Here is a 22150-nt window from a genome sequence, read left to right on the forward strand (position 1 = left end):
CGCCTCAGCGCCGCTCCAGCACCACGCCTTGCACGGCCAGGGCCAGGCGCACCCGCTCGGCGGCGCGGCCGGCATCTTCACGGCTGGCATAGGGGCCGGCTTGCAAGCGGTGCAAATTATTGTCTTTGAAGACGGCCAGCAAAGGTGCCATCCAGTCGGCCTCCTGAACCAACTTCTGCCGGAAAGACTCGGCGCCCGCCAGCTTGCTGAAGGCGCCGAACTGCACCCAGAAGCCCGGCGCGGCCTTGGCGGGCATGACGCTGGGCGCCGTCAACGGGGTGGGAAGGCTGCCCGCCGAGGCCAGTGTGGCCGTGCTGGGTGCCTGCGGGGCGCCCACCGCTTCGGTGGCGGCGTACACGGGGGTGTCGGCCGGCTTGTCGTCCAGGCCCTGCCATTTACCGCTGCGGATGTCTTCGTAGGTGATGCGGCTCAGCTCCACCGTGGACACGCCGTGCAGCACCCCGAGCTTGAGCGCGGCCGTGTAGCTCAAGTCAATGACGCGGCCCTTGTGAAAGGGCCCGCGGTCATTGATGCGCACAATCACTTCGCGGCCATTGGCCGGGTTGCGCACCCGCGCATAGCTGGGAATGGGCATGGTGGCATGTGCCGCCGTCATGGCGTACATGTTGTAGACCTCGCCGCTGGCGGTGGGGCGACCGTGGAACTTGTTGCCGTACCAGGAGGCTAGGCCGCGTTGCACCAGAGGCACGTCGCCCGTCTCGGGTTCGTAGCGTTCTCCCAGCACCTCGTAAGGCTTGTTGGGGCCACCCTTGCGAATGTTCTCCAGCTGCGGGCTGGCATTGGGCACCAGGTGCAGATTGGCTGGTGGTGTGGCGCCGGGGCCGTCTTTATCGGGCCAGCTGCCGGTGTTGGCGGGCTTGCTGCTCGCGCCGCCGGGCGCAGGGCTGTTGCGGCTGGCGCAGCCGCCCAGGCACAGGCTGATGGCCAGCGGCAGCAGGCCGGCGTGAACGGTGCGAAGGGATGAAAAAGCGCGTGCAATGAACATGGCCGCCACCCTAAACGATTCCAGGCGTATCGCGTGGAAACAGTCCACATTTGTGCGCAAAGCAACCGGAATATGGCCGTTTGCCGCGCTGCCGCCCAAGTATGCTGTGCGTCTTACTCATCATGCCTGACCTGCCTTCGACCATCATGAGCCCCAACACCCCCACCGTCTATATTTTCCCGCCTGCCGAGCAGCCCAGTGTGGCCGTGCGTGGCAGCACGGCGCGTTATGCCGTTAGCCGTATTTTCTGTGTGGGCCGCAACTATGCCGCCCACGCCCGCGAAATGGGCGGCAACCCCGAGCGCGAAGCCCCGTTCTACTTCACCAAGCCCGCCAGCGCCCTGGTGCCCTCGGGCGCCACCGTGCCCTATCCGCCGGGCACCAAGAACTACCACTACGAGATGGAACTGGTGATTGCCATCGGCGCGCCGGTGTTCAAGCTCACGCCCGACTCCGCCGGTGCCGCCGTGTGGGCTTACGGCGCGGGCCTGGACATGACCCGGCGCGACCTGCAAGCCGAGTCCAAGGCCGCCGGCAGGCCCTGGGACACGGCCAAGAGCTTTGAGCAAAGCGCGGTCATCACCGAGCTGGTGCGGGCCAGCGAAACAGGCCCGCTGACGCGCGGCAATATCAGCCTGGCGGTCAACGGCGTGCCCAAGCAACAAGGCGATTTGTCCGACATGATCTGGAGCGTGCCCGAGATCGTGGCCAATCTGTCCCAGCTCTATCACCTGCAGCCCGGCGACTTGATTTACACCGGCACGCCCGAGGGCGTGGGCCCGCTGCAGCCGGGCGACATGATCACCGGCGAGATTGCCGGCCTGCCGCCACTGACGCTGTGGATCAGCGAGCCGGCCTGATCCGGCTTGGCTGGCTTCGGCGCTTGCCGCCGGAGCCGGTGCTGAAGAAACTAAACTAGCGGCCCGATTTCAGCTCAGGCGCCGCCATGTTCGACCACAACGAAACCCTCACCGAAGCCCGCGCCCGCAATATCCGCGAAGCGCTGCAGGAAGACATCGGCGTGTGTGACTGGACCGCGCAGCTTGTGCCGGCCGGGCGCCGCGTCAAAGCGCATGTGCGGGTACGCGAAGCCGCCGTGCTGTGCGGGCGTGACTGGTTTGAGGGCGTGTTCGCCGCGCTCGACCCCAGCGCCCGCATCGAGTGGCTGTATGCCGAAGGCGCCGAGATGGTGGCCGACACCCTGGTCTGCCGCATCGAGGCCGATGGCCGCGCCCTGCTTTCGGCCGAACGCCCGGCGCTGAACTTTTTGCAATTGCTCTCGGCCACTGCTTCGCTCACCCATGCGCATGTGAAGGCCATCGAGGGCGCCAGCAGCAACCCGCGCGGCTGCGCCGTGCTGGACACCCGCAAAACCATTCCCGGCCTGCGCCTGGCGCAGAAGTACGCCGTGCGGGTGGGCGGCGGCGCCAACCAGCGGCTGGCGCTGTACGCCGGCATCTTGATCAAGGAAAACCATATCGCCGCAGCCGGCGGCGTGGCTGCAGCGCTGCATGCGGCGCAGGCCTTGCAGTCTGGCGTTGATATTCAGGTCGAAGTGGAAAGCATCGCCCAGTTGCAAGAGGCCCTGGGCGCCGGCGCGGTGAGCGTGCTGCTGGACAACTTCAGCGAGGCCATGATGCGCGAAGCGGTGGCGCTGAATGCCGGCCGCGCCTTGCTGGAGGTGTCGGGTGGCGTGGCGCTGGAGCAGCTGCGCTGGATCGCCGCCACTGGTGTGGACCGCATCTCCATCGGCCGCCTGACCAAGGATGTGCGGGCGGTGGATTACTCGATGCGGGTGGATGGCCCCGTCTGAGACGATGCCTTGGCGGCCTTGCTTGGCCGCCCTTGATTACTTGCTGAACCAGTCCTCATCCGGCAGGGCGGCAAACGCCTTCTTCAGCCCCTCGCCCCAGCTATTGCGCAGCATATTGAAATAGGGGTCGTTGGCGGTGATGCGGTGCGGTTCGGCGGGGGCGAAACTGTCGCTCAGGTAGAGCAGCATGTCGATGGGCAGGCCGACCGAGAGGTTGCTGCGAATGGTCGAGTCAAACGACACCAGCGTGCATTTGGCCGCTTCCTTCAGCGAGGTGCTGGGGTTGATGACGCGGTCGATGATGGGCTTGCCGTACTTGGATTCGCCGATCTGGAAGTAGGGCGTGTCATCGGTCGCTTCGATGAAATTGCCCTGCGCGTAGACGTGGAAGATGCGCGGTTCTTCGCCCTTGATCTGGCCGCCGACGATGAAGTTGCCGCCGAAGTCCACGCCCTGGCCCAGGCTTTGCGCATTGGCATCGCGGGCGACGATTTCCTTCACCGTCTTGCCCACCAACTCGGCCACGTCGTACATGCTGCGGCGGTTGTTGAGGTGGTCTTTGTGGTCCAGCAAGCGCTGGCGCAGCAGGGTCACCACGCTTTGGGTGGTGGCCAGATTGCCGGCGCTCAGCAAGGTGATCAGGCGCTCACCCGGCACCTCGAAGATGCTCATCTTGCGGAAGGTGGCGATCTGATCCACCCCGGCGTTGGTGCGGGAATCGGAGGCGAACAGCAGGCCCGCGTTGAGGCGCATGGCGACGCAATAAGTCATGGTGGCGGTGGGCTGGTGAAGGCTAGATAGAGGGGCAATTATCCCAGGCCGCTCAGGCTTGGGTCTGGGCGCTGGCCAGCGTCACTTGCACCGCGGCCTGCATCGCTTCGATGCCGCCGCCTAAGCGCATGCCGCGCACGGGGCAGGCGTCCAGATAGTCCAGGCCGATGGCCAGGCGCACATAACGCGCATCCGCCAGGCATTGGTTCGACACATCAAAACCCAGCCAGCCGCCACCTTGCTCGGCCGTGCCGGGTAGGCGGGCCTCGGCCCAGGCGTGGCTGGCCACATGCTCGGCATCGGTGGCCAGATAGCCGCTGACGTAACGCGTTGGCACACCGAGCAGGCGCGCGCAGGTGGCAAACACTTGGGCGTGATCCTGGCAGACGCCCAGCCGGCGCTCAAAGGCTTCGGCCGCTGGTGTGGCGGCGTCCGTCGTGCCGGGCGTGTAGGGCATGTGTTGGGCCAGGGCATGCATCAGGCCCAGCAGGCCTTGCAGGGGCTGGGCCGCCACGGCCTCGGCATGGCTGGCGGCAAAGGCGCGCAGCGCGGCATCGGCCTGGGTCAGGGGCGAGTCGCGCAGGAACACGGCCGGGGGGAAGCGCCCGTCCTGCGGGTCCGGGGCGGGCGGGGCGTCCAGCGTTTCCACCACGCCGCGGGCGAAGAGGTGGATCTCGCTGTGCGGCTGGTCCATGCTCAGCACATGCATCACATTGCCGTAGGCGTCCAGGCAGCGGCTGGCCTGGGCGGGCAAGTCCAGGGCCCAGCTCAGCACTTTTTGGTGGGGGGTGTCCACCGGCGTCAGGCGCAGGTATTGGGTGCTGCGCTTGACGGGGCTGGCGTAGCGGTAAACCGTTTCGTGGTGGATGGCGAGGTGCACGGCAAGACCCAGGTCGTCGTTCAGAGGCCGCTCAATTGGCCTCGAAATAGGCTTCGCGTACCGCGTCGCCCAGCTGTGCTGACTTGGCCAGGAAGGTGGTGAGCCAATGGTGCACACCCAGCTCCAGCACTTCGTCCACCGTACCATGTTCCAGGCGTAAAGCCATGCGCCCTGCCATTTGCTTGACGATGCGGCCAGCGTCCCGCGAGCCGCTGCGGGCCTCGATATGCGGCAGCACATCGCGGATTTCGTCGCAGCAAGCGCGCAGCGAGCGCGGCACATCGGGGCGCAGGATCAGCAGCTCGGCCACCCGGCGCGCGTCCAGCCGGTCGCTGTAAACCGCGTGGTAAGCCTCGAAGGCGGAGAGCGAGCGCAGCAGCGCGCTCCAGGTGTAGAAGTCCTGCGCGCTTTCCGCCGCCACCTTCACCGGCGCCAGATTGGCCTGGGCCGGTTCGATCAGCTGCGACTTCACATCCAGCAGGCGGGCGGTGTTGTCGGCACGTTCGATGAAGGTGCCCAGGCGGATGAAGTAGTAGGCATCGTTGCGCTGCAAAGTGCCCTGTGTGGCGCCGCGGATCAGGTGCGAGCGCTCCTTCACCCAGTCGAAAAAGGTCGACACATTGGGCACGCCGCGCTTGGGCAGCTCGCGCCCGTCCAGCCAGGTGGCGTTGATGGCCTCCCACATCTCGGCGGTGATCTGGCCGCGCACTGCGTGGGCGTTCTCACGCGCCTGGCGCAGGCAGCTCAGCACCGAGGCCGGGTTGTTGAGGTCCAGCGCCATGAAGTGAAACAGCTGATCGGCTTGCAGGGCCTGATTGCTTTTGGTGAAGGCTTCCAGCGTGCCTGTCACGGCCAGAGGTGCTGCCAACTCGGTCATGGCGCCACGCGACTGCGGCAGCAGCGAGAGGGAATAGGTCACGTCCAGCATGCGCACGAGGTTCTCGGCGCGCTCCACGTAGCGGCTCATCCAGTAAAGCTGGGCGGCGGTTCTAGAAAGCATGTCAATCCTCCATTCGGTAAACGGCGCTCGGCTTGCACACAAGCAGCCAAGCCCGGTGGAGCGCGGGGATCCGGCTTTGCCGGGCCATCGCGCTGGCCCCTTTGAGGGGCTGAGGCCGGACACAAACGGCAAGCCGTTTGTGCCTGCCGAAGTGCTGAGCCTCTGGCGAAGCGCGGCCTGCAAGGCTGCGCGCAGCGCTTCGGGGGTGGGTCATTACGCCTCCAGAATCCAAGTGTCTTTGGTGCCGCCGCCTTGGCTGCTGTTCACCACCAGCGAGCCTTGCTTGAGCGCTACCCGTGTCAGGCCGCCGGCCACCATGGTGACCTCTTTGCCGGTCAGCACAAAAGGCCGCAGGTCAATATGGCGCGGTGCGATGCCGGCCTCCACGAACGTGGGGCAGCTGGACAGGCACAGCGTCGGCTGGGCGATGTAATTGCTCGGGTTGGCGCTGACGCGGGCGCGGAAGTCTTCAATCTCGGCCTGGGTGGAGGCGGGCCCCACCAACATGCCGTAGCCGCCCGCGCCGTGTACCTCCTTGACCACCAGCTCGGCCATATTGGCCAGCACATGGTCCAGGTCGGCCGGCTTGCGGCATTGCCAGGTTGGCACGTTGTGCAGGATGGGTTCCTCGTTCAGGTAGAAGCGAATCATGTCCGGCACATAGGGGTAGATGGACTTGTCGTCCGCCACGCCGGTGCCGATGGCATTGGCCAGAATCACATGGCCCTGCTTGTAAACCGACAGCAGCCCCGGCACGCCCAGCATGGAGTCGGCGCGGAAGGCCAGCGGGTCGAGGAAAGCGTCGTCGATGCGGCGGTAGATCACATCTACCCGCTTCGGGCCGACCGTGGTGCGCATGTACAAGAACTCGTCCTTGACGAAGAGGTCTTGGCCTTCCACCAACTCCACCCCCATCTGCTGGGCCAGGAAGGCGTGCTCGAAGTAAGCGCTGTTGAAGGGGCCCGGCGTCAGCACCACGCAGGTTGGGTGTTCGGCCACGCTGGCGTGGCGCAAGGTGTTGAGCAGCAGGGTGGGGTAGTGCGCCACCGGCGCCACCGCGTAGCGGGCGAACAGCTCGGGGAAGAGCCGCATCATCATCTTGCGGTTTTCCAGCATATAGCTGACGCCCGAGGGCACGCGCAGATTGTCTTCCAGCACGTAATAGCCGCCGTCGGAATGGCGAATCAGATCGACCCCGGTGATGTGGGCGTAGATGCCCAGCGGCAAGTCCAGGCCCTGCATGGCCGGCTGGTACTGCGCATTGGCAAACACCTGCTCGGCCGGGATCAGGCCGGCCTTGATGATTTCATGGTCGTGATAAATGTCCCAGAGGAATTTGTTCAGGGCGCTGACGCGTTGGCGCAGGCCCGCTTCAAGCATCTGCCACTCCGAGGCGGGCACGATGCGCGGCACCGTGTCGAAAGGAATCAGGCGCTCGGCGCCGGCCTCATCGCCATAGACCGCGAAGGTGATGCCCACGCGGTGGAAGAGCAAATCAGCCTCGGCGCGCTTGTGCGCCAGGGCGGCGGGCGTCTGGGCGTGCAGCCAATCGGCAAAAGCCTGGTAGTGCGGTCTGAGTGCACCGCTGGCCAACAGCATTTCATCGAAATGACCCGGTGCGGGAAGAGTGAGCGCATGCATGAGTGAAAAGACTCCCGGTGGGCGTGAACCAGATTGATGCATCCAGCAATGCAAGGCCTGTGCCTGAGCCACGGCCCAAGCCGGTGCGCCAGCAAGGCCTGAGCTTGAACGATCTTGGTGCGCTTTGTGTACGGACTTGAACCTAGCCCGGGTCCATGCACTGCGCTGGGGCGGCAAGCGAGGTCGCAGTCTTGGTGGCGACGGCCGCATATGTCATCACGATGACATCTCGGCTTCAGAAAATTAGGGATTGACGCCTTGTGCTTTTCTGAAAATTTCTGTCTTGCGTTTCGAATCCAAAGACTTAGCTCGCTCCGCCCAGAAGCCAGGCCTGGGCAATCGCACCGCGCCTTGGCGGCATCGCCAGGCCCGAACGAGCGCAATGCCCCCCGCCTTTCCACACGCCACCTCGCTTCGCCTGCTTGACGAGGCGAGCGCGAGTGCTGCTGGCTCAGGCCGACGCATTGCCTCCTCCCCAAAACACTGAATCCAAACACGTCGAGTCGACCCGCATGACCCAACACCATCTGAGTCTGAAAACCCGCTTGATCCTGGTCGGGCTGATCGCCTTGCTGCTGAGCGTGGTGCCCAGCGCCTTGCTGATTGGCAAATACGCCAGCGAATCCGAGCAGGCTGCCCGTGAGGCCCAGGGTTTGCCGCCCAACGAGGCCTGGCAAGCGGCGCTGAAGACTTTGCAAATACACCGCCAACTCGGCGCCGAAGCCTTGTCGACCCGACCCGCCGCGCGTGAAGAGTTGCCTGCCGCGCAGCAGGCGGTGCGTGCGGCGTTGGCGGCCGTCTCGACCCGCCTCGCGGCCAATGAAGACGCGTCTGCTCGCAACCTGGCTGCGGTGAAAGCCGTGGCGAGCGAGTTCGATCTGCTCGCCGCCGATCTGCGCGATGGCAAGCTGGACTTGGCCAAGCTGCTGGCCGGCCAGCAGGCGCTGGCGGCGCAAGCCTTTCGGGCCATGGGTGAGCTCAATCACGATGCGGGCCTGTCGCTGGAGGTGGACCCGGCTCTGTATCACGCCGTCATCGCCGGCTTGCAGATTTCGCCCCAGGTGGGCGACGCGCTGTCCGAGCTCAGCAGCATGGCGCGCGCCGCCGCGGTGGATGAGATCGCCCAGCTGACCGCCGCCCTGACCCGCTACCGTGAGAACAACGAGGCCCTGCAGCAAGAGATGCGCCTGGCGATTCACGCCAGTGGCAGCGAGAGTCATTTGGCCCCGGCCCTCAGCGCGCTGCTGCCCCAGGCGCAACAGCAACGCAAGCTGGTGGACGATGCCTTGAAAGCGGCGAGCCTGGATGTGAACTACCCGCTGGAGCAGTTGGCCGCCAGCTTTTCCAATGCGGCCGCGCTGCAGTCGGACCTGTCGGCCCAGGTGCTCAAAACTTTGGGCAGCGAGCTGACGCAGCGTCGAGAAAGCAGTGCCTTCAAGCGCAATGCCTTGCTGATCACGCTGGTCCTGCTGCTGTCCGTCATGGGCATGGTCATGTTGCGCGCCATGCGCCGCTTGCTGGCGCCGGTGGCGCAGATGATTGAAGTGGCCGAGCGCATTGCCGGTGGCGACTTGAGCCAGCCGGTGCCGCAAGGCCGGCGTGATGAGATGGGCCGGGTGCTGGTCGCGCTGCAGCATATGCAAGCGCGGCTGCGCCAACTGGTGGAAGAGATTCATGCCGGCGCCGGCAATATTCGCAGCGCGGCGCAGGAGATTGCGCTGGGCAATCAAGACTTGGCTTCACGCACCGAGCAGGCGGCAGCGCAGTTGCAGCAAACCTCGGCCAATGTGGACTTTTTGGATCAGGTGGTGCGTGACAGCACCCGCGCCGTCGGCGAAGCGGCCGGTCTGGCGCAACGCACCTCGGGCGTGGCGGGTGATGGCGGCCGGGTGGTTGAGCAGCTGGCCAGCACCATGGCCTCCATCCATGAGTCCTCGAATCGCATTGCCGACATCACCGGATTGATCGATGGCCTGGCCTTTCAGACCAATATCCTGGCCCTGAATGCCGCGGTTGAAGCCGCCCGCGCCGGCGAACAAGGGCGCGGCTTTGCTGTGGTGGCGGCCGAGGTGCGTTCGCTGGCCGGGCGTAGCGCTGCAGCGGCACGCGAGATCAAGGTCTTGATTCAGCACTCGGTCGAGCGGGTGGAGAGTGGCGCCACCCTGGCCACCGATGCCGGCGAGTCCATGCAAAGAATTCTGGCCCAGGTGAACCAGGTGAGCAGCGTGATTCAGGGCATGGACGGCCGGGCACGCAGCCAGGCTGAACAGACCCATGACCTGGGCGATGCCGTGCGTGCCATCGACGCGATGACTCAGCAGAACGCCGCCTTGGTGGAGCAATCGGCCGCCTCGGCCCTGTCTTTGCGCGGCCAGGCCGAGAGCATGGATGCGGCGGTGCAGGCCTTCAGGCTCTGAGCTGGCGCGAGCCTTCGGTCGGGCGGCGTGCCGATGCAGCGCAGTCCGCCGCCCGCAGTGCATATTGTGTGAAAGATGAGCCCGGGTGAGCCCAGTGGATTGCGCCGACGAAGAAGGTGAATGTCAGTGATGGCCGCCCCTCGGCCAAGGCGATATGCTCGCCCGCATCGAACGCCGCGTTCGCAACTCGCAGCCCTCGGGCTCGACATTCACCATGCTCGCCATCCTTCGCATGCGCCTGGCTGCTGCCTCTGTTTTGTTCTGCCTGACTGCACTGGCGGCGGGCACTTTTATTGCGGCCCCTGTGGCCCATGCGGCGGCGCCACATAAGCAGCAACAGCAGTCGCAACAACAAGCGGCGCCAGCCCCTGCCAGCGTCGACGCTGAGCCCGCTGATGCGCCGGGCTCGGCCGGGTCATTGCTGGCCCAGGGCGGCGCCTTGCCGGCCAGCGTGGGCGCGCCGGTGACGGTGCTGAATCGCCAGATCACCGCCTTTCGTGCCAGCTTCATGGGTACGCAGCCGGCCGATCGGGCGCGCCGGGCGCAGCTGGTCATCAACGAGATGCTGTCGCGGGTGGGCCCGGGTGCGGTCACGGTGCGCAAAGAACTCCAGGGCCGGGTGTTGATGGTGGACGGCGAGATGGTCTTCTTCCTCACCGCCGACGATGTCAACCTGGACGAGCGCGAAACGCTGGAGCAGGCCGCCAGCCATGCCAAGCATCAACTGGAACAAGTCATCAACGAAACCCGTGAAAGCCGCGACGGCTCGCGCCTCTGGCATGGCGCGCTGGCCACCCTGGTGGCCACGGCGGTTTTTGTGGGCCTGGTGCTGCTGGTGCTGCGCGGGCGCAATCTGGCCGGCACCAAACTGGCGGGCTTGATGACCACCAAGGACATGCGCCTGGAAATTGCAGGCACCCAGCTGCTGCAGCGCGACAAGCTGCTGGCCTTTTTGCGCCTGGCCTTGCGTCTGGCCAGCTGGGTGCTGCTGGCTTTGCTGTCCTACCAATGGCTCAGTTATGTGCTGAGCCAGTTCCCCTACACCCGGCCTTGGGGTGAGCAGCTCAGCGGCTACTTGCTGCACGTGGCGGGACGGATCGCCATGGGCATCTTGCATGCGCTGCCCGATCTGTTTGTGGCGCTGGTGATCTTTGCCATCGCACGCACGGCCATCAACATCATGAGCCCGGTGTTTGACCGCATCGAGCGCGGCGAAGTCAGCTTGGGCTGGCTGGACCGCGACACAGTGCGCGCCACGCGCCGCATCATCAGCTTCGCCGTTTGGATGTTCGCGCTGGTGATGGCCTATCCCTATCTGCCGGGCTCAGGCTCCGAGGCCTTCAAGGGCGTGTCGGTGCTTTTGGGTTTGATGATTTCCCTGGGCGCCTCCAGCATCGTGGGCCAGGGCGCCAGCGGCATGATTTTGATGTTCTCGCGCACCATCCGCGTCGGCGAGTTTGTGCGCATTGCCGACCACGAGGGCACGGTGGTGGAGCTGGGCATGTTTGCCACCCGCATCCGCACCGGCCTGGGCGAGGAGCTCAGCATGCCCAACTCCCTGGTGCTGGGCACGGTAACCAAGAACTATTCGCGCGCGGTGAAGGGCCTGGGCTTCATCGTCGACACCACGGTGACGATTGGCTACGACACGCCTTGGCGCCAGGTCGAGGCCATGCTGGAAGAAGCCGCGCGGCGCACGCCCGGCGTTTTGGCCAGCCCGGCGCCGCAGGTGTTCCAGACGGCGCTGTCCGACTTTTATCCCGAGTACCGCCTGGTCTGCCAGGCCGTGCCCAGCGAGCCGCGCCCACGCGCCTTGGTCTTGAGCAATTTACACGCCAATATTCAGGACGTGTTCAATGAGTACGGCGTGCAAATCATGTCGCCCCACTACTTGGCCGACCCCGAGCAAGCCAAGTTCGTGCCCAAGAGCGCCTGGTTCACCGCGCCGGCCAAGCCGGGCTGAAATGCTTTGGGGCACCGCGCTGGCGGCGCCGTCCCCAAGATTGCACTTGGCCTGCGGCCCGCTTCGGTCAGATACTCAAGCGCCACGCTCAGCGGCGCCTCAACAGGCGCTGACGGTGTGGCCCGCGGGGTGCCGGCTGCGCCCTCCAATCAGTGGCTTGGGAGTGTCAGACCATGTGCATTCAAGGACCGGTGGGGCGGGGCTCGCATAACGACATCATCGATGTGATGGTGGTGCAGAACCTTTTGAATATGAACCTGGGCCGCTATGCGGGTGTGCAGCCGCCTGCCCAGTTGCAGCCCGATGGGCGCATCGGCCTGAAGACCATCGATGCGATCCAGCAATTTGAGACCCGCATCATGGGCTTGCCCGAGTCCGACGGCATCATCGTGCCCGGCGATGCCACCCTCAAAGCGCTGATCGCGGGCCTGCCGCCCGGCTATGTCGAAGAAAAGCTGGCCATCGTGATGCCGCAGGCCACCGCCAGCCGCATTGATCTGTATTACCAGCCTCTCTTGACCGCCATGCCCAAATACGGCATCACCAGTGAGCTGCAAATCGCGCACTTTCTGGCCCAGCTGGCGCATGAGTCAGGCTCCTTTTTGTACCCGGAAGAGCTGGCCAGCGGCGAGGCCTACGAAGGCCGCAATGATCTAGGCAATAAGCAGCCGGGTGATGGCCGCCGCTTCAAAGGCCGCGGCCTGATCCAGCTCACCGGCCGCGCCAATTACACCCGCTACAGCCAGGCCAGCGGGCAGGACTTTCTGGCGCACCCCGAGCGCATCGCCAATGAACCGCTGTTGGCGGTGGATGTGGCTTGCTGGTTCTGGGCCGATAAGCGCATCGGCGCCATGGCCGACCGTGATGATGTGAAGGCGGTCACCAAGGCCATCAACGGCCAGGCTGATGGCCCCAACACGCACTTGAAAGCCCGGCTGGAGTTTTTGTTCCGCGCCAAGGCCTTGATCGGCATTTAAGTGCCGAAAGCGTGCGTGGTGCTGAAAGAAGGAGGGGTGTTGCGGCTGCCTGGCTCAACCCGTGGCGGGTGGCAGCGGCGTCTGTTGCAAGGAACAGCGCGGAGGGAGCAGTGGGGGGATTTGGTGCGACCGGCAAGAATCGAACTTGCGCCTAAGCCTTCGGAGGGCCCAATGATATCCACTTCACCACGGTCGCAGCGATTGGAGCCGGATTCTAACCCGGCCCGGCCAGCCCTCTGCAAAGTGCAGGCGTGATTGCTTGGCTTGACTCAGCCCGCGCATGGCCTGACCCCGCGCCATCACTTGTGCCACAGCGCCCGCAGCATCTGGCCGCGCGCCGACAGCGCCCCGCCGGCCGGTGCAGTCGCGCTAGCGCCACGCTGCCGGCGGTGCGCCTGGCTTGAGCGTGCGCATGGCGACTTATAATCTCGCGGTTTTGCGCCCTGCGCTTTGTGGGGCGCAACCAGCCCACCTGATTGAGCCAACGAGGATTTCATGAGCGGAACCCCAGACCACGCGAACGACCATCACGACGAAGATGCGCACACCGGGCCGATCAAGACGCCCAAGCAATTGGCTTGGGCCGTGTTCTTCGCCTTCTTGATCCCAATCATCGTGATCATCCTGCTGGCCAATTACGTCACCACGTCGAGCAAGCCCTCGGCCGGCACCGAAGCACTGCAGGCCATGGCTGTGGCCGCTCGCATCCAGCCCATCGGTGGCATTGAGATCAAAGACGCCAGCAGCGCCGGCGTGATGAAGACCGGTGAACAAGTCTTCCAAGCCCAGTGCTCCGCTTGCCATGCCACCGGCGCCGCCGGCGCGCCCAAGTTGGCCGATGCCGCCGCTTGGGGCCCACGCCTGGGCCAGGGTTATGACTTGCTGCTGGAACACGCCCTGAAGGGCAAGGGCGCCATGGGTGCGCAAGGCGGCGGTGATTTCAGCGACTACGAAATCGGCCGTGCCGTGGTCTATATGGCCAACCAAGGTGGCGCCAAGTTTGAAGAGCCCAAGGCTCCGGCGGCTGCCGCTTCGGCCGCGAACTGATGCCTTGATGGCCTGAGCCCAGACGGCAGGCCGATGCAAGAGAAAAGCCGACCCGTGGGTCGGCTTTTTCACGTCTGTATGGCGGTCTGAATGGCGATGTGACTTGCGCTTATGCCGCGCTCGCCGGGGCTGGGCAAAGCTCGACCCGATACTCCCGCAGCAACTCGGCAAACTGGCGAGGCTGTGGGTCCCAGCGGCCGGCCTGTACCGCATCGGCGGCAGCCAGCATGTCCATGCTGTGCACCAGGCCCAGGCCTATTGGCGTGGCGAGGAAGAGCCGGTCATGCTCGTCCAAGTAACTGGCCAGCACCTCGGTAGCCAGACCGGTGTGGCTGCTGACGGCGCCGGTGGCGTCAATGCGCCAGACCCAGGGGGCGGCTTCCAGCTGCAGATATACCCGCTGTGGGCCGTTCTGGAAGAACCAGCAGCCGTGTTCGTCCCCCGCGTAATTGCGCTCGATGAAGTGGCGCAGCTTTTCGTGCGTGACCCGGCTGCCCTTGACTTGGGGGAAGGGGCCGGCGGCCTGGATGCGTTCGTCGCGCATATACCAGTCGCCGCGCGCGTCCAGCGCCAGCCAGCCGTAGCAATGCGGCACATTCGGCCATTTCTTCAGGGCGGCTTCGACTATTGCGTCCACGGGCGGGGGCTTTCTTCTCTAGCGTTTGCGGGCAATCAACGGCGAGATCAAGGGCGTGTCAATGCTGCACTTAGGGCAGCGACTGCGCCAGCCATTGGCAGACCTGCTCGGGCATCGCGAACAAATGGCCGGGCGGGCGCCCTTGCGGGAAACCGACATGGCCGCCTTGCGCGGGTTGCCAGAGTGTCACATGCGGGCCGGCATCGGCGGCGGTGGGCAGGCAGTGGGCGGGCACAAAAGGATCGTTGGCGGCATTCAGCACCAGAGCGGGGATGCGGATGTCGCGCAGATGCGGTTTGGCCGACGCACGCTGCCAATAGTCCTCGGTGCTGCGGAAACCGTGCAGGGGCGCGGTGAACAGATTGTCGAATTCGTACAAATTCTTGGCCGCGCGCAGGCGCTCGCCATCGAACAAGCCGGGGTGCTGCGCCAGCTTGTGCAAGGCCTTGGGCACCATGGAGCGCAGAAACATGCGGGTGTAGACCAAGCGGTTGAAGCCCCGGCCAATGGCGTGTCCCGCCGCTGCCAGATCCACTGGCGAGCAGATCGCGCAAACCGCTTGCACGGTGGCGGCTGCCGCAGCCCCGCTTTCTTCGGCCCAGCGCAGCAAGGCATTGCCGCCCAGCGAGACGCCGGCGGCAATCATCGGGCCGCCGTAGCTGGCTTTGCAGCGCGCCAGGATCCAGCCGATTTCCTCAAAATCACCTGAGTGATAGGCACGCGGCGCCAGGTTCAGCTCACCCGAGCAGCCACGGAAATGCGGCAGCGCCAAGGCCCAGCCGCGCGCGCGCGCCACCGAGGCAAAGGCCTGCGAGGAGTGGCTTTGTGAGCTGCCTTCGAGGCCGTGGAAGAGCACCAGCAGGGGCGGCTTTGGGCTTGATTGCGCCGTGGATGCCTGGCTTGTTGGCAGCACAGGGTCCAGCCAGTCCACATCGATGAAGTCGGCATCCGGCGTCAGCCAGCGTTCGCGCCGGAACTGCAGTGCCGGCGCCTCGCTGCTGCGGGCGAAAAAAGCGGGCCAGATGGTCTGGGCATGGCCGCCGGGCAGCCAGGCGGGGGCTTGGTACTTCATGCCGGTCGCGCGCTGCGAGTGAAGCTGCCGGGAGCGAAACGCGGGCGAACTTTCAATGCAGGGTCGCCGGTTCTTCGATCACTTCTTGAATGTCATGCGCCGTGCCGGGGCTGGCATGGTGCACCACCATGCGCCAGCCGAAAGCGGTTTTCAGATAGACATTGGTGGCGATCACCCAGGCGCTTTGCTGGCCTTCGGGCGTTTCCATCGTGATGCGTTCCAGCACTTGGTGAATGGCGGTGTCGCCGGTGTGGATGCGGCGCACCCGCTCGGGCGTCACGCCGATCGCGCCTTGCTGAAAAATCGTCTCGAAGGCCGCGCGGATGGCGCCGCAGCCCACCAGGCGTGGGCCGCCGGGGTGGACGCAGGAAACATCGTCCTCATCGGACCAGACGTTCATCAAGCGGTCCAGATCGGCCGACTGCAGGGCTTCGTAGAACTGCTGCTCGGTGTCCTCGGGCGAGGCGAGCAGGGCGGCGGTCTGGGCCTTGGGGCGTTGCATGGGCTGAGATCAGTGGTGGCTGTGCAGCACTTCACCGGCCTTGAGCTGGTAGACGGTGCCGCAGTAGGGGCACTTGCCGTGGCCGTCGAGGCTGATGTCGATGAACACCTTGGGGTGGCTGCTCCACAGCGCCATCTTGGGGTTGGGGCAGGCCACCACGCCGGGGCCTTGGACGTCGGCAGCGGTGACTTCGACGATGGACTTTGCTTCGCTCATGGGCTTCTTTCGGGGGTCAATGGGGCTGGATCGGGTGGCTGGTCTCAGACCAGGCTCAGCCAGTCAGCGTACTTCGGATTGCGGCCGCCCACGATGTCAAAAAAGGCAGCCTGGATTTTTTCGGTGATGGGGCCGCGTGTGCCGACGTAATCGTCACGGCCCAGCTCGATGCGGTCCAGCTCGCGGATCGGCGTCACTTCAGCGGCGGTGCCGGTGAAGAAGGCCTCGTCGCAGATATAGACCTCATCGCGGGTGATGCGCTTTTCCACCAGCTGCAGGCCCAGGTCCTGGCAGATGTGGAAGATGGTGTTGCGGGTGATGCCGTTGAGGGCGCCGGCCGACAGATCGGGCGTGTAGACCACGCCGTTCTTGATCACAAACAGGTTCTCGCCTGCGCCTTCGGAGACAAAACCCGAGGCATCCAGCAGCATGGCTTCGTCGTAACCATCCTCGGTGGCTTCCATATTGGCCAGGATGGAGTTGGTGTAGTTGCTGACCGCCTTGGCCTGCGTCATGGTGATGTTGACGTGGTGGCGGGTGTAGCTGCTGGTTTTGACGCGGATGCCGCGCTTCATGCCTTCTTCGCCCAGATAGGCGCCCCAGGCCCAGGCGGCCACCATCAGGTGAATCTTGTTGCCCTTGGGGCTGACGCCCAGCTTTTCGGAGCCGATCCAGGTCAGCGGGCGCAAATAGCAGCTTTCCAGCTGGTTCTCACGCACGACCTGCTTTTGCGCCTCGGCCACTTGCTCGAAGCTGAATGGGATCCTCATGCGCAGGATCTTGGCGCTGTTGAAGAGCCGCTCGGTGTGCTCCTTCAGGCGGAAGATGGCGGTGCCCTTATCGGTCTTGTAGGCGCGCACGCCCTCAAAAGCGCCGCAGCCGTAATGCAGGGTGTGGCTCAGCACATGGATCTTGGCGTCGCGCCAGTCGACCAGCTGGCCGTCCATCCAAATTTTGCCGTCGCGGTCGTCCAGAGACATGAGAGGTCCTTGCTGTGGGGTGGCGGCATTTTATGCGCGGCAAGCAGGCGGCTGGAGCGTGACTTTTTTGGCGGAATGACCCGCCTGGCGCCTGGCTGCCCCCCGCGCCTCAGGGGGCAGGGTGGCGTGTGTGGCGGCGGGGCGTCCCTATATTGGAGCCATCAAGTAGTTTTTGGCCCACGCAGGAGGCCCCACCATGAAATCCACTTCAACTCTGAGCAGCCTCGTTGCCGTCGCGATGATGGCCCTTGCCGGTCCGACGCATGCGCTGAACATCAGCGCCAGCAATCTCAGCTGCGCCGCCTCCAGCACCTTGCTCAGCCAGCCGGGTTATGTCTCATGCCTGGGCGCCTTCAGCGGCAATATCGACAACCAGCTGAACGGCGCCAGCGGTGCATTCGCCACCATCAACAGTGCTTTTTCCTTCAGCACCAACCAGTATTTCAGCAGCGAAAAGTTCGCCGCTGCGGGCAATCCGTTCACGGAAGACGCGGGTGCGCTGGACAACGGCCGCGTCCGCTTTGATCAGGCGCTAACCGGCAAATTCGTGCTCGGCATCAAGCAGGGCAATGCGTTTTCGCTCTACCTGTTCAATGCCGAGAATGTGGCGGGGGGCATCTCGCAATTGCTCATCGATGCCAACGGTGTCAAGGCCGGCAGCGGCAGCACCATTTCGCATGCGGGCTTCTTCGGCACGCCAACGGCTGCGGTGCCTGAGCCTCAAAGCTATGCGCTGATGCTGGCCGGACTGGGTGTGATGGGCTTTGTGGCCAGCCGCCGCCGTCGACGCGGCTGAGGGCTGATCGAAACAGCCTAATCCGCCGCCTTAGTCATTCGTCTTACTCAGGCGCCTTGCTCGGGCGTCTGGCTTGGCTGGTTTTCCGCGCCTCTGAGCAATTCCCAGCTTTGCACTTTGCCCTTTTGCAGGACCACCGCCACTTGGTCGCCGCCGGCGTCGATCCAGCCGAAGGTCTCCGGCGTGTCGCTGAGCTTGCGGCCTAGGCTGCGGGTCAAGGTGATGATCTGGGCCACCGTCATGCCCGCGCGCAGCTGGCTATTGAACATCACCGCGCTGTGGACCTGACCCACCGGGCTTTCTGACGCCGCGCGCATCGCCCGCATCAGGCGCGAGAACTGCAGCAGCAGCCAGAACACGATGCCCGTCAGGGCCAGGATCACACCCTTCCAGCCCCACAGGCCACCGCCCAAAAACATCGCCGCCACGGCCAAAGCGCCACCGATCCAGGCGTTCATGGCTGCACCTCACCATTTGTTTGGCCGTTTGTTTGGCCATTTGCTTGGACGGTTGCCAGCGGATTGGCCGGGTCAGCGCTGCCATCGGCTGCGCACCAGCCGTAGGCGCGTTCGACCTTGGCAATGCGCACGGTGTAGTGGCTGTACCAGGCTTGGCGACCACGGTCGCGCGCCAGTTGGTGTTCGCCATGGCGACGCCAGGCGGCGATATCGGCCTCGCTGCGCCAGTAGGACATGGTGATGCCCAAACCCGTGGCATCGCGCACGCTCTCGGCGCCCAGATAGCCGGGCTGATCGGCGGCCAGTGCCACCATCTGATCGGCCATGGCGTCGTAGCCTGCATCACCAGCCGTTCTTTGGCTGGTGAACATCACCGCGAAATAAGGCGGCTCAAACAGTGGCGCCAGTCCGGCCGGGGCGGGGGAAATAGGGCTTTGATTCGTCATGGGCTTGGCGTATTCTGCGGGTTCTTTGGGAGTGATCCAGCCCGCATTGTGCGGGTTTGCCGTGCTCCCTTGTCATGCAGGCCGAGGCTTCGCGCCATCACACCTGCTCAGCCTCAGAGGCCATGAGACATGGAAGGTGTGTTGTCGGCAAAGCGGCCGCTCCAGGGCCAGCGATCACAGCAGCTCAGCTGTGAGCAGCCATGAGTCTGGCGCCTATGCCCGCGCGCATCCCCGAGGCCTTTGCTTGGCCGCGGGCCTTGCGGCCGCTGCGCGTGCTTTTGCCCTTGTTGGTGTTGTTGCTGGCGCTGGCACTGACGGCGGCCTTTTGGCGCTTCGAGTCGCAACGCGAACAGACGCAAGTCAATCAAGCTTTTGATCGCAATCTGCAGGAATTGAGCCAGCGCTTTGAGCAGCAGCTGAATGCGCAGCGCCAGGTCTTGCAGGGTTTGCAAGGTTTTCTGGCGGCCTATCCGCAAGCTGATGAGGCGGCATTGCGCCTCTACGCTCAGACCTTGCCGCCACACGCGGGCCAAGCGGATATGCATGACCTTTTGGTGGCTTGGGCGCGGCCTGGGCAGGATGAATTGGCCCTGTTGCTGCGCCTGCATCCCGGGCCTGGGGCTCCGATTCGTGCGGGTTCAGAATTAGCCAAGGTGTCGCCCAGCCTGCTGACGAAGCTGCCCCAGCTGCCGCTCTTGCTGGCGCAGGCCCGCGATGGGGGGCGCTTGAGCTTGTCCGGGCGGCTGGACCTGAGTGAGTTGCAAGTGGGCGTGGCCGAAGGCTATTTGCAAGCGCTGCCGGTGTTCAAAGGGGCGGTGCGCCCTTCCAACGAAGCCTTGCGACGTGAGCAGTTGCTGGCCTGGGTGCTTGCCCCCATCGACCCGACGGCCATGTTCGCCGGCCTCTACCAGCATTTGCCCGAGGGGCTGTCGCTGGCGCTTTACACCGAGCAGCATTTGCAGGCGCGCAGCACGTACTTTCGCAGCACGGCTTTGAATAGCGACGGCGAATTCATCGAAGCGGGCGAGGGCTTGCAGACCGCCCGCAAGCTGCGCATCCCGGAGGGCGCGAACTGGACCTTGGTCATGCAAGCGGGGCCGGACTTTGCGCCCGCTCACGGCGCCGGGTTCGCGAGCCAAGTGCCTTGGCTGGGCGGCGTATTGAGCGTGATGCTGGCCTTGTTGGTCTGGCTGATGTTGACCTCGCGCGAGCGCGCTCAGCATCTGGCCGAACGCATGACGGTGGTGCTGCGTGAGACCGAGCAGCGCTGGGCCTTCGCGCTGGAAGGCGCGGGCGATGGCGTGTGGGAATGGCAGGTCGGTAGTGGCCAGCTGAACTGCTCGCTGCGCTGGAAGGCCATCATGGGCATCAGCGCCGATCAGGCCGAGCCCAGCATGAGCCAGCTGCGTGAACTGATTCATCCGCAGGACCTTGAGCGGGTGCAAGGCGATTTTCAGCATTGCCTGGACGGCCTGACCTCCTCGCTGGCCAGCGAGTACCGGGTCAAGGGACCGGGCGGCCAATGGCTGTGGGTCTTGTCGCGTGGCATGGTGGTGCAGCGCGATGCCGATGGCCTGGCGCTGACCATGGTGGGCACCTTGTCGGACATCCACCAGCGCCGCCAAACCGAGGAGCAGATGCGCTACCTCGCGCTGCATGATCCGCTCACCGATCTGGCCAACCGGGCCCATTTCGACGAACGCTTCCGCTTCGCCCTGGCCAATGCGCGCCGCTACCAGGAGCGCCTGGGCCTGATTCTGCTGGACCTGGACCGCTTCAAGCCTATCAACGACCAGTTCGGCCATGCCGTGGGCGACCAGTTGCTGCAAACCGTGGCACGCCGCATCAAGGCCGCGGTGCGTGAAACGGATACGGTGGGCCGCATTGGCGGCGATGAATTCGTCGTGCTGTTGACCGGCCCGATGAGCAATGAAACCGCCCAGCTGGTGGTCGAGAAGATCTTCAATCAGGTCTCATTGCCGATGGAGCTGAGCGGCGCGCGCCTGGAAGTCACTTGCTCGCTGGGCCTGGCCATGTACCCGCAGGATGGGCAAGACGAGCTGAGCCTGGCCAAAAGCGCCGACGACGCCATGTACCGCAACAAGCGCGAGGGACGCAAATTGCTGGACGAAGCGCAGCGCTCGCGGCCCTTTACAGGCCTCTGACCAGATCCATCGCGTCCTCGATGCGATCCACCGCATGCACGGTCAGGCCCTCGATGGCCTTTTTGGGCGCATTCGCCTTGGGCACCACGGCCACGGTGAAGCCCAGCTTGGCGGCTTCCTTCAAACGCTCTTGCCCGCGCGGCGCCGGCCGTACTTCGCCGGCCAAGCCCACCTCACCGAAGGCGATGAAGCCGCGCGGCAGCGGCTTGCCGCGCAGCGAGCTTTGAATCGCCAGCAGCACCGCCAAGTCGGCCGCCGGCTCGCTGATGCGCACGCCGCCCACGGCGTTGATGAAAACGTCTTGATCCATGGTCGCCACGCCAGCGTGGCGGTGCAGCACCGCCAGCAGCATGGCCAGGCGGTCTTTCTCCAGGCCCACCGACAGGCGGCGCGGATTTGGCCCACCCGCATCCACCAGGGCTTGCAGCTCGACCAGCATGGGCCGCGTGCCTTCCAGGGTCACCAGCACGCAGGAGCCTGGCACCGGCTCGCCGTGGGTGGACAGAAAAATGGCGCTGGGGTTGGTCACGCCTTTGAGTCCTTTTTCGGTCATGGCGAAGACGCCAATCTCGTTCACAGCGCCGAAGCGGTTCTTGATCGCCCGCACCAGGCGGAAGCTGCTGTGCGTGTCGCCCTCGAAGTAAAGCACCGTGTCAACGATGTGCTCCAGCACGCGCGGCCCGGCCAGCGCGCCTTCCTTGGTGACATGGCCCACCAGCACCATGGCGCAGCCCGAGGCCTTGGCCTTGCGGGTCAGGTGGGCGGCGCACTCGCGCACCTGCGCCACCGAGCCCGGCGCGGAGGACAGGTGTTCGGAATACAGGGTCTGAATCGAATCGATGACGCAAAAAGCCGGCTGCTCCGCATCCAGGGTGGCCAGGATTTTCTCCAGGCTGATCTCAGCCAGCACCCGCACCTGCGTGCCCGCCAGCCCGAGGCGGCGCGAGCGCATGGCGATTTGCGCGCCCGACTCCTCGCCGGTGACGTACAGCACGCGCATCTTGGCCGACAAATCGTCAATCGCCTGCAGCAGCAAGGTGGACTTGCCGATGCCGGGGTCGCCGCCGATCAGCACCACGCCGCCTTCGACGATGCCGCCGCCCAGCACGCGGTCCAGCTCTTCCTGCCCGGTGGGGGTGCGCTCGAAGTCGCTGGCCTCGATGTCGGCCAGGGTGGCCACGGGCTGGCTCTTGGCCAGGGCTTGGTAGCGGTTCTTGCTGCCGCCCGCCGGTTCAGCCGCGCCTTCGACCAAGGTGTTCCAGGCCCCGCAGCTGGGGCATTTGCCCAGCCATTTGGCGCTGTTGCCGCCACAGTCGGAACAGGTGTAGATGGATTTTTCTTTGCTTGCCATGGGGCTGATTGT

Annotated in this window: 20 protein-coding genes, 1 tRNA gene and 1 pseudogene; 8 read left to right on the forward strand and 14 right to left on the reverse strand. The window is 65.0% G+C overall.

Translation table 11 applies throughout. The annotated features are described in order from the left end of the window. Window positions 1–4: 4 nt before the first annotated feature. Entirely contained in the window at window positions 5–1006 is a 1002-nt protein-coding gene (locus tag AT984_RS19925) for a septal ring lytic transglycosylase RlpA family protein (RefSeq protein ID WP_082680210.1), read from the reverse strand. A 146-nt stretch (window positions 1007–1152) separates the two neighbouring features. Here AT984_RS19925 and AT984_RS19930 point away from each other — a divergent pair, with 146 nt between their 5' ends. Both AT984_RS19930 and nadC read left to right on the forward strand, forming a co-directional pair. After that, window positions 1153–1866, forward strand: coding sequence for a fumarylacetoacetate hydrolase family protein (locus AT984_RS19930; RefSeq protein WP_058722490.1), 714 nt, complete (start codon window positions 1153–1155; stop codon window positions 1864–1866). Window positions 1867–1952: 86 nt separating this feature from the next. Beyond that, on the forward strand, window positions 1953–2819 hold the full coding sequence (gene nadC / locus AT984_RS19935) for a carboxylating nicotinate-nucleotide diphosphorylase (protein WP_058721594.1): 867 nt from the start codon (window positions 1953–1955) through the stop codon (window positions 2817–2819). A gap of 36 nt (window positions 2820–2855) precedes the next feature. Here nadC and AT984_RS19940 read toward each other — a convergent pair whose 3' ends face one another. From AT984_RS19940 to AT984_RS19955, 4 genes are all read right to left on the reverse strand, one after another. Further along, entirely contained in the window at window positions 2856–3590 is a 735-nt protein-coding gene (locus tag AT984_RS19940; RefSeq protein WP_058721595.1) for a proteasome-type protease, read from the reverse strand. A 52-nt stretch (window positions 3591–3642) separates the two neighbouring features. Beyond that, entirely contained in the window at window positions 3643–4470 is an 828-nt protein-coding gene (locus AT984_RS19945; protein ID WP_058721596.1) for a transglutaminase family protein, read from the reverse strand. Between the two features lie 31 nt (window positions 4471–4501). Then, complete coding sequence (locus tag AT984_RS19950) at window positions 4502–5470, reverse strand: alpha-E domain-containing protein (RefSeq protein WP_058721597.1); 969 nt, start codon at window positions 5468–5470, stop codon at window positions 4502–4504. Window positions 5471–5683: 213 nt separating this feature from the next. Continuing rightward, window positions 5684–7111, reverse strand: coding sequence for a circularly permuted type 2 ATP-grasp protein (locus tag AT984_RS19955; protein WP_058721598.1), 1428 nt, complete (start codon window positions 7109–7111; stop codon window positions 5684–5686). 512 nt (window positions 7112–7623) lie between these two features. Between AT984_RS19955 and AT984_RS19960 the strand changes: the two genes are divergently transcribed. From AT984_RS19960 to AT984_RS23325, 3 genes are all read left to right on the forward strand, one after another. Continuing rightward, window positions 7624–9528 (forward strand): methyl-accepting chemotaxis protein, encoded by a 1905-nt coding sequence (locus AT984_RS19960; RefSeq protein ID WP_058721599.1) that lies wholly within the window; start codon window positions 7624–7626, stop codon window positions 9526–9528. A 214-nt stretch (window positions 9529–9742) separates the two neighbouring features. Further along, window positions 9743–11491, forward strand: coding sequence for a mechanosensitive ion channel family protein (locus AT984_RS19965; protein WP_058722491.1), 1749 nt, complete (start codon window positions 9743–9745; stop codon window positions 11489–11491). 173 nt (window positions 11492–11664) lie between these two features. Then, window positions 11665–12468, forward strand: a complete 804-nt coding sequence (locus AT984_RS23325; protein ID WP_197418186.1) for a glycoside hydrolase family 19 protein — start codon at window positions 11665–11667, stop codon at window positions 12466–12468. Between the two features lie 121 nt (window positions 12469–12589). Here the strand turns inward: AT984_RS23325 and AT984_RS19975 are convergent. Next, window positions 12590–12664 (reverse strand) — tRNA-Arg (locus AT984_RS19975). 299 nt (window positions 12665–12963) lie between these two features. Here AT984_RS19975 and AT984_RS19980 point away from each other — a divergent pair. Continuing rightward, the gene (locus AT984_RS19980; RefSeq protein WP_058721600.1) at window positions 12964–13515 is read left to right on the forward strand and encodes a c-type cytochrome; all 552 of its coding nucleotides are present in this window, start codon (window positions 12964–12966) and stop codon (window positions 13513–13515) included. Between the two features lie 109 nt (window positions 13516–13624). Here the strand turns inward: AT984_RS19980 and AT984_RS19985 are convergent, their stop codons facing one another. The 5 genes from AT984_RS19985 to AT984_RS20005 all read right to left on the reverse strand — a co-directional run bounded on the left by AT984_RS19985 (window position 13625) and on the right by AT984_RS20005 (window position 16922). Continuing rightward, window positions 13625–14152: a DUF2946 family protein gene (locus AT984_RS19985; protein WP_058721601.1), complete on the reverse strand. Its 528-nt coding sequence runs from the start codon at window positions 14150–14152 to the stop codon at window positions 13625–13627. Window positions 14153–14222: 70 nt separating this feature from the next. Then, window positions 14223–15224 carry a YheT family hydrolase gene (locus AT984_RS19990; protein WP_058721602.1) on the reverse strand — a complete coding sequence of 334 codons (1002 nt, stop codon included), beginning with the start codon at window positions 15222–15224 and terminating at the stop codon, window positions 14223–14225. Between the two features lie 52 nt (window positions 15225–15276). Further along, window positions 15277–15726, reverse strand: coding sequence for a YybH family protein (locus AT984_RS19995; protein ID WP_058721603.1), 450 nt, complete (start codon window positions 15724–15726; stop codon window positions 15277–15279). 9 nt (window positions 15727–15735) lie between these two features. Next, window positions 15736–15942, reverse strand: coding sequence for a zinc-finger domain-containing protein (locus AT984_RS20000; protein ID WP_058721604.1), 207 nt, complete (start codon window positions 15940–15942; stop codon window positions 15736–15738). Window positions 15943–15986: 44 nt separating this feature from the next. Beyond that, window positions 15987–16922 carry a branched-chain amino acid transaminase gene (locus tag AT984_RS20005; protein ID WP_058721605.1) on the reverse strand — a complete coding sequence of 312 codons (936 nt, stop codon included), beginning with the start codon at window positions 16920–16922 and terminating at the stop codon, window positions 15987–15989. Between the two features lie 679 nt (window positions 16923–17601). Here AT984_RS20005 and AT984_RS24025 point away from each other — a divergent pair. Then, window positions 17602–17718, forward strand: a pseudogene (locus tag AT984_RS24025) (PEP-CTERM sorting domain-containing protein); the annotation flags it as partial. Between the two features lie 47 nt (window positions 17719–17765). Here the strand turns inward: AT984_RS24025 and AT984_RS20015 are convergent. Both AT984_RS20015 and AT984_RS20020 read right to left on the reverse strand, forming a co-directional pair. Next, on the reverse strand, window positions 17766–18176 hold the full coding sequence (locus tag AT984_RS20015; protein ID WP_058721607.1) for a hypothetical protein: 411 nt from the start codon (window positions 18174–18176) through the stop codon (window positions 17766–17768). After that, entirely contained in the window at window positions 18173–18622 is a 450-nt protein-coding gene (locus AT984_RS20020; RefSeq protein WP_082680212.1) for an antibiotic biosynthesis monooxygenase family protein, read from the reverse strand. Before AT984_RS20020 ends, AT984_RS20015 begins: the two co-directional genes overlap by 4 nt. Before the next feature lie 200 nt (window positions 18623–18822). On the opposite strand from AT984_RS20020, the gene AT984_RS20025 reads away from it, so the two are divergent. Continuing rightward, window positions 18823–20787 (forward strand): diguanylate cyclase domain-containing protein, encoded by a 1965-nt coding sequence (locus AT984_RS20025; protein ID WP_082680213.1) that lies wholly within the window; start codon window positions 18823–18825, stop codon window positions 20785–20787. Here the strand turns inward: AT984_RS20025 and radA are convergent. Beyond that, the gene (gene radA / locus AT984_RS20030) at window positions 20774–22138 is read right to left on the reverse strand and encodes a DNA repair protein RadA (protein WP_058721609.1); all 1365 of its coding nucleotides are present in this window, start codon (window positions 22136–22138) and stop codon (window positions 20774–20776) included. The genes AT984_RS20025 and radA overlap by 14 nt on opposite strands. Between the last annotated feature and the right edge of the window lie 12 nt (window positions 22139–22150).

The sequence above is a fragment of the Paucibacter sp. KCTC 42545 genome, from assembly GCF_001477625.1.
In the GTDB taxonomy this organism is placed as follows: Bacteria; Pseudomonadota; Gammaproteobacteria; order Burkholderiales; family Burkholderiaceae_C; genus Paucibacter_A.

Excerpts from the sequence above, each read along its gene's own strand:
- radA (WP_058721609.1), bottom strand. The coding sequence starts at position 22,138 with ATGGCAAGCAAAGAAAAATCCATCTACACCTGTTCCGACTGTGGCGGC.
- nadC (WP_058721594.1), top strand. The coding sequence starts at position 1,953 with ATGTTCGACCACAACGAAACCCTCACCGAAGCCCGCGCCCGCAATATC.
- AT984_RS20015 (WP_058721607.1), bottom strand. The coding sequence starts at position 18,176 with ATGAACGCCTGGATCGGTGGCGCTTTGGCCGTGGCGGCGATGTTTTTG.
- AT984_RS20000 (WP_058721604.1), bottom strand. The coding sequence starts at position 15,942 with ATGAGCGAAGCAAAGTCCATCGTCGAAGTCACCGCTGCCGACGTCCAA.
- AT984_RS23325 (WP_197418186.1), top strand. The coding sequence starts at position 11,665 with ATGTGCATTCAAGGACCGGTGGGGCGGGGCTCGCATAACGACATCATC.
- AT984_RS19990 (WP_058721602.1), bottom strand. The coding sequence starts at position 15,224 with ATGAAGTACCAAGCCCCCGCCTGGCTGCCCGGCGGCCATGCCCAGACC.
- AT984_RS19980 (WP_058721600.1), top strand. The coding sequence starts at position 12,964 with ATGAGCGGAACCCCAGACCACGCGAACGACCATCACGACGAAGATGCG.
- AT984_RS19955 (WP_058721598.1), bottom strand. The coding sequence starts at position 7,111 with ATGCATGCGCTCACTCTTCCCGCACCGGGTCATTTCGATGAAATGCTG.
- AT984_RS19930 (WP_058722490.1), top strand. The coding sequence starts at position 1,153 with ATGAGCCCCAACACCCCCACCGTCTATATTTTCCCGCCTGCCGAGCAG.
- AT984_RS20020 (WP_082680212.1), bottom strand. The coding sequence starts at position 18,622 with ATGACGAATCAAAGCCCTATTTCCCCCGCCCCGGCCGGACTGGCGCCA.
- AT984_RS19950 (WP_058721597.1), bottom strand. The coding sequence starts at position 5,470 with ATGCTTTCTAGAACCGCCGCCCAGCTTTACTGGATGAGCCGCTACGTG.
- AT984_RS19940 (WP_058721595.1), bottom strand. The coding sequence starts at position 3,590 with ATGACTTATTGCGTCGCCATGCGCCTCAACGCGGGCCTGCTGTTCGCC.
- AT984_RS19995 (WP_058721603.1), bottom strand. The coding sequence starts at position 15,726 with ATGCAACGCCCCAAGGCCCAGACCGCCGCCCTGCTCGCCTCGCCCGAG.
- AT984_RS19925 (WP_082680210.1), bottom strand. The coding sequence starts at position 1,006 with ATGTTCATTGCACGCGCTTTTTCATCCCTTCGCACCGTTCACGCCGGC.
- AT984_RS20005 (WP_058721605.1), bottom strand. The coding sequence starts at position 16,922 with ATGTCTCTGGACGACCGCGACGGCAAAATTTGGATGGACGGCCAGCTG.
- AT984_RS19960 (WP_058721599.1), top strand. The coding sequence starts at position 7,624 with ATGACCCAACACCATCTGAGTCTGAAAACCCGCTTGATCCTGGTCGGG.
- AT984_RS20025 (WP_082680213.1), top strand. The coding sequence starts at position 18,823 with ATGAGTCTGGCGCCTATGCCCGCGCGCATCCCCGAGGCCTTTGCTTGG.
- AT984_RS19965 (WP_058722491.1), top strand. The coding sequence starts at position 9,743 with ATGCTCGCCATCCTTCGCATGCGCCTGGCTGCTGCCTCTGTTTTGTTC.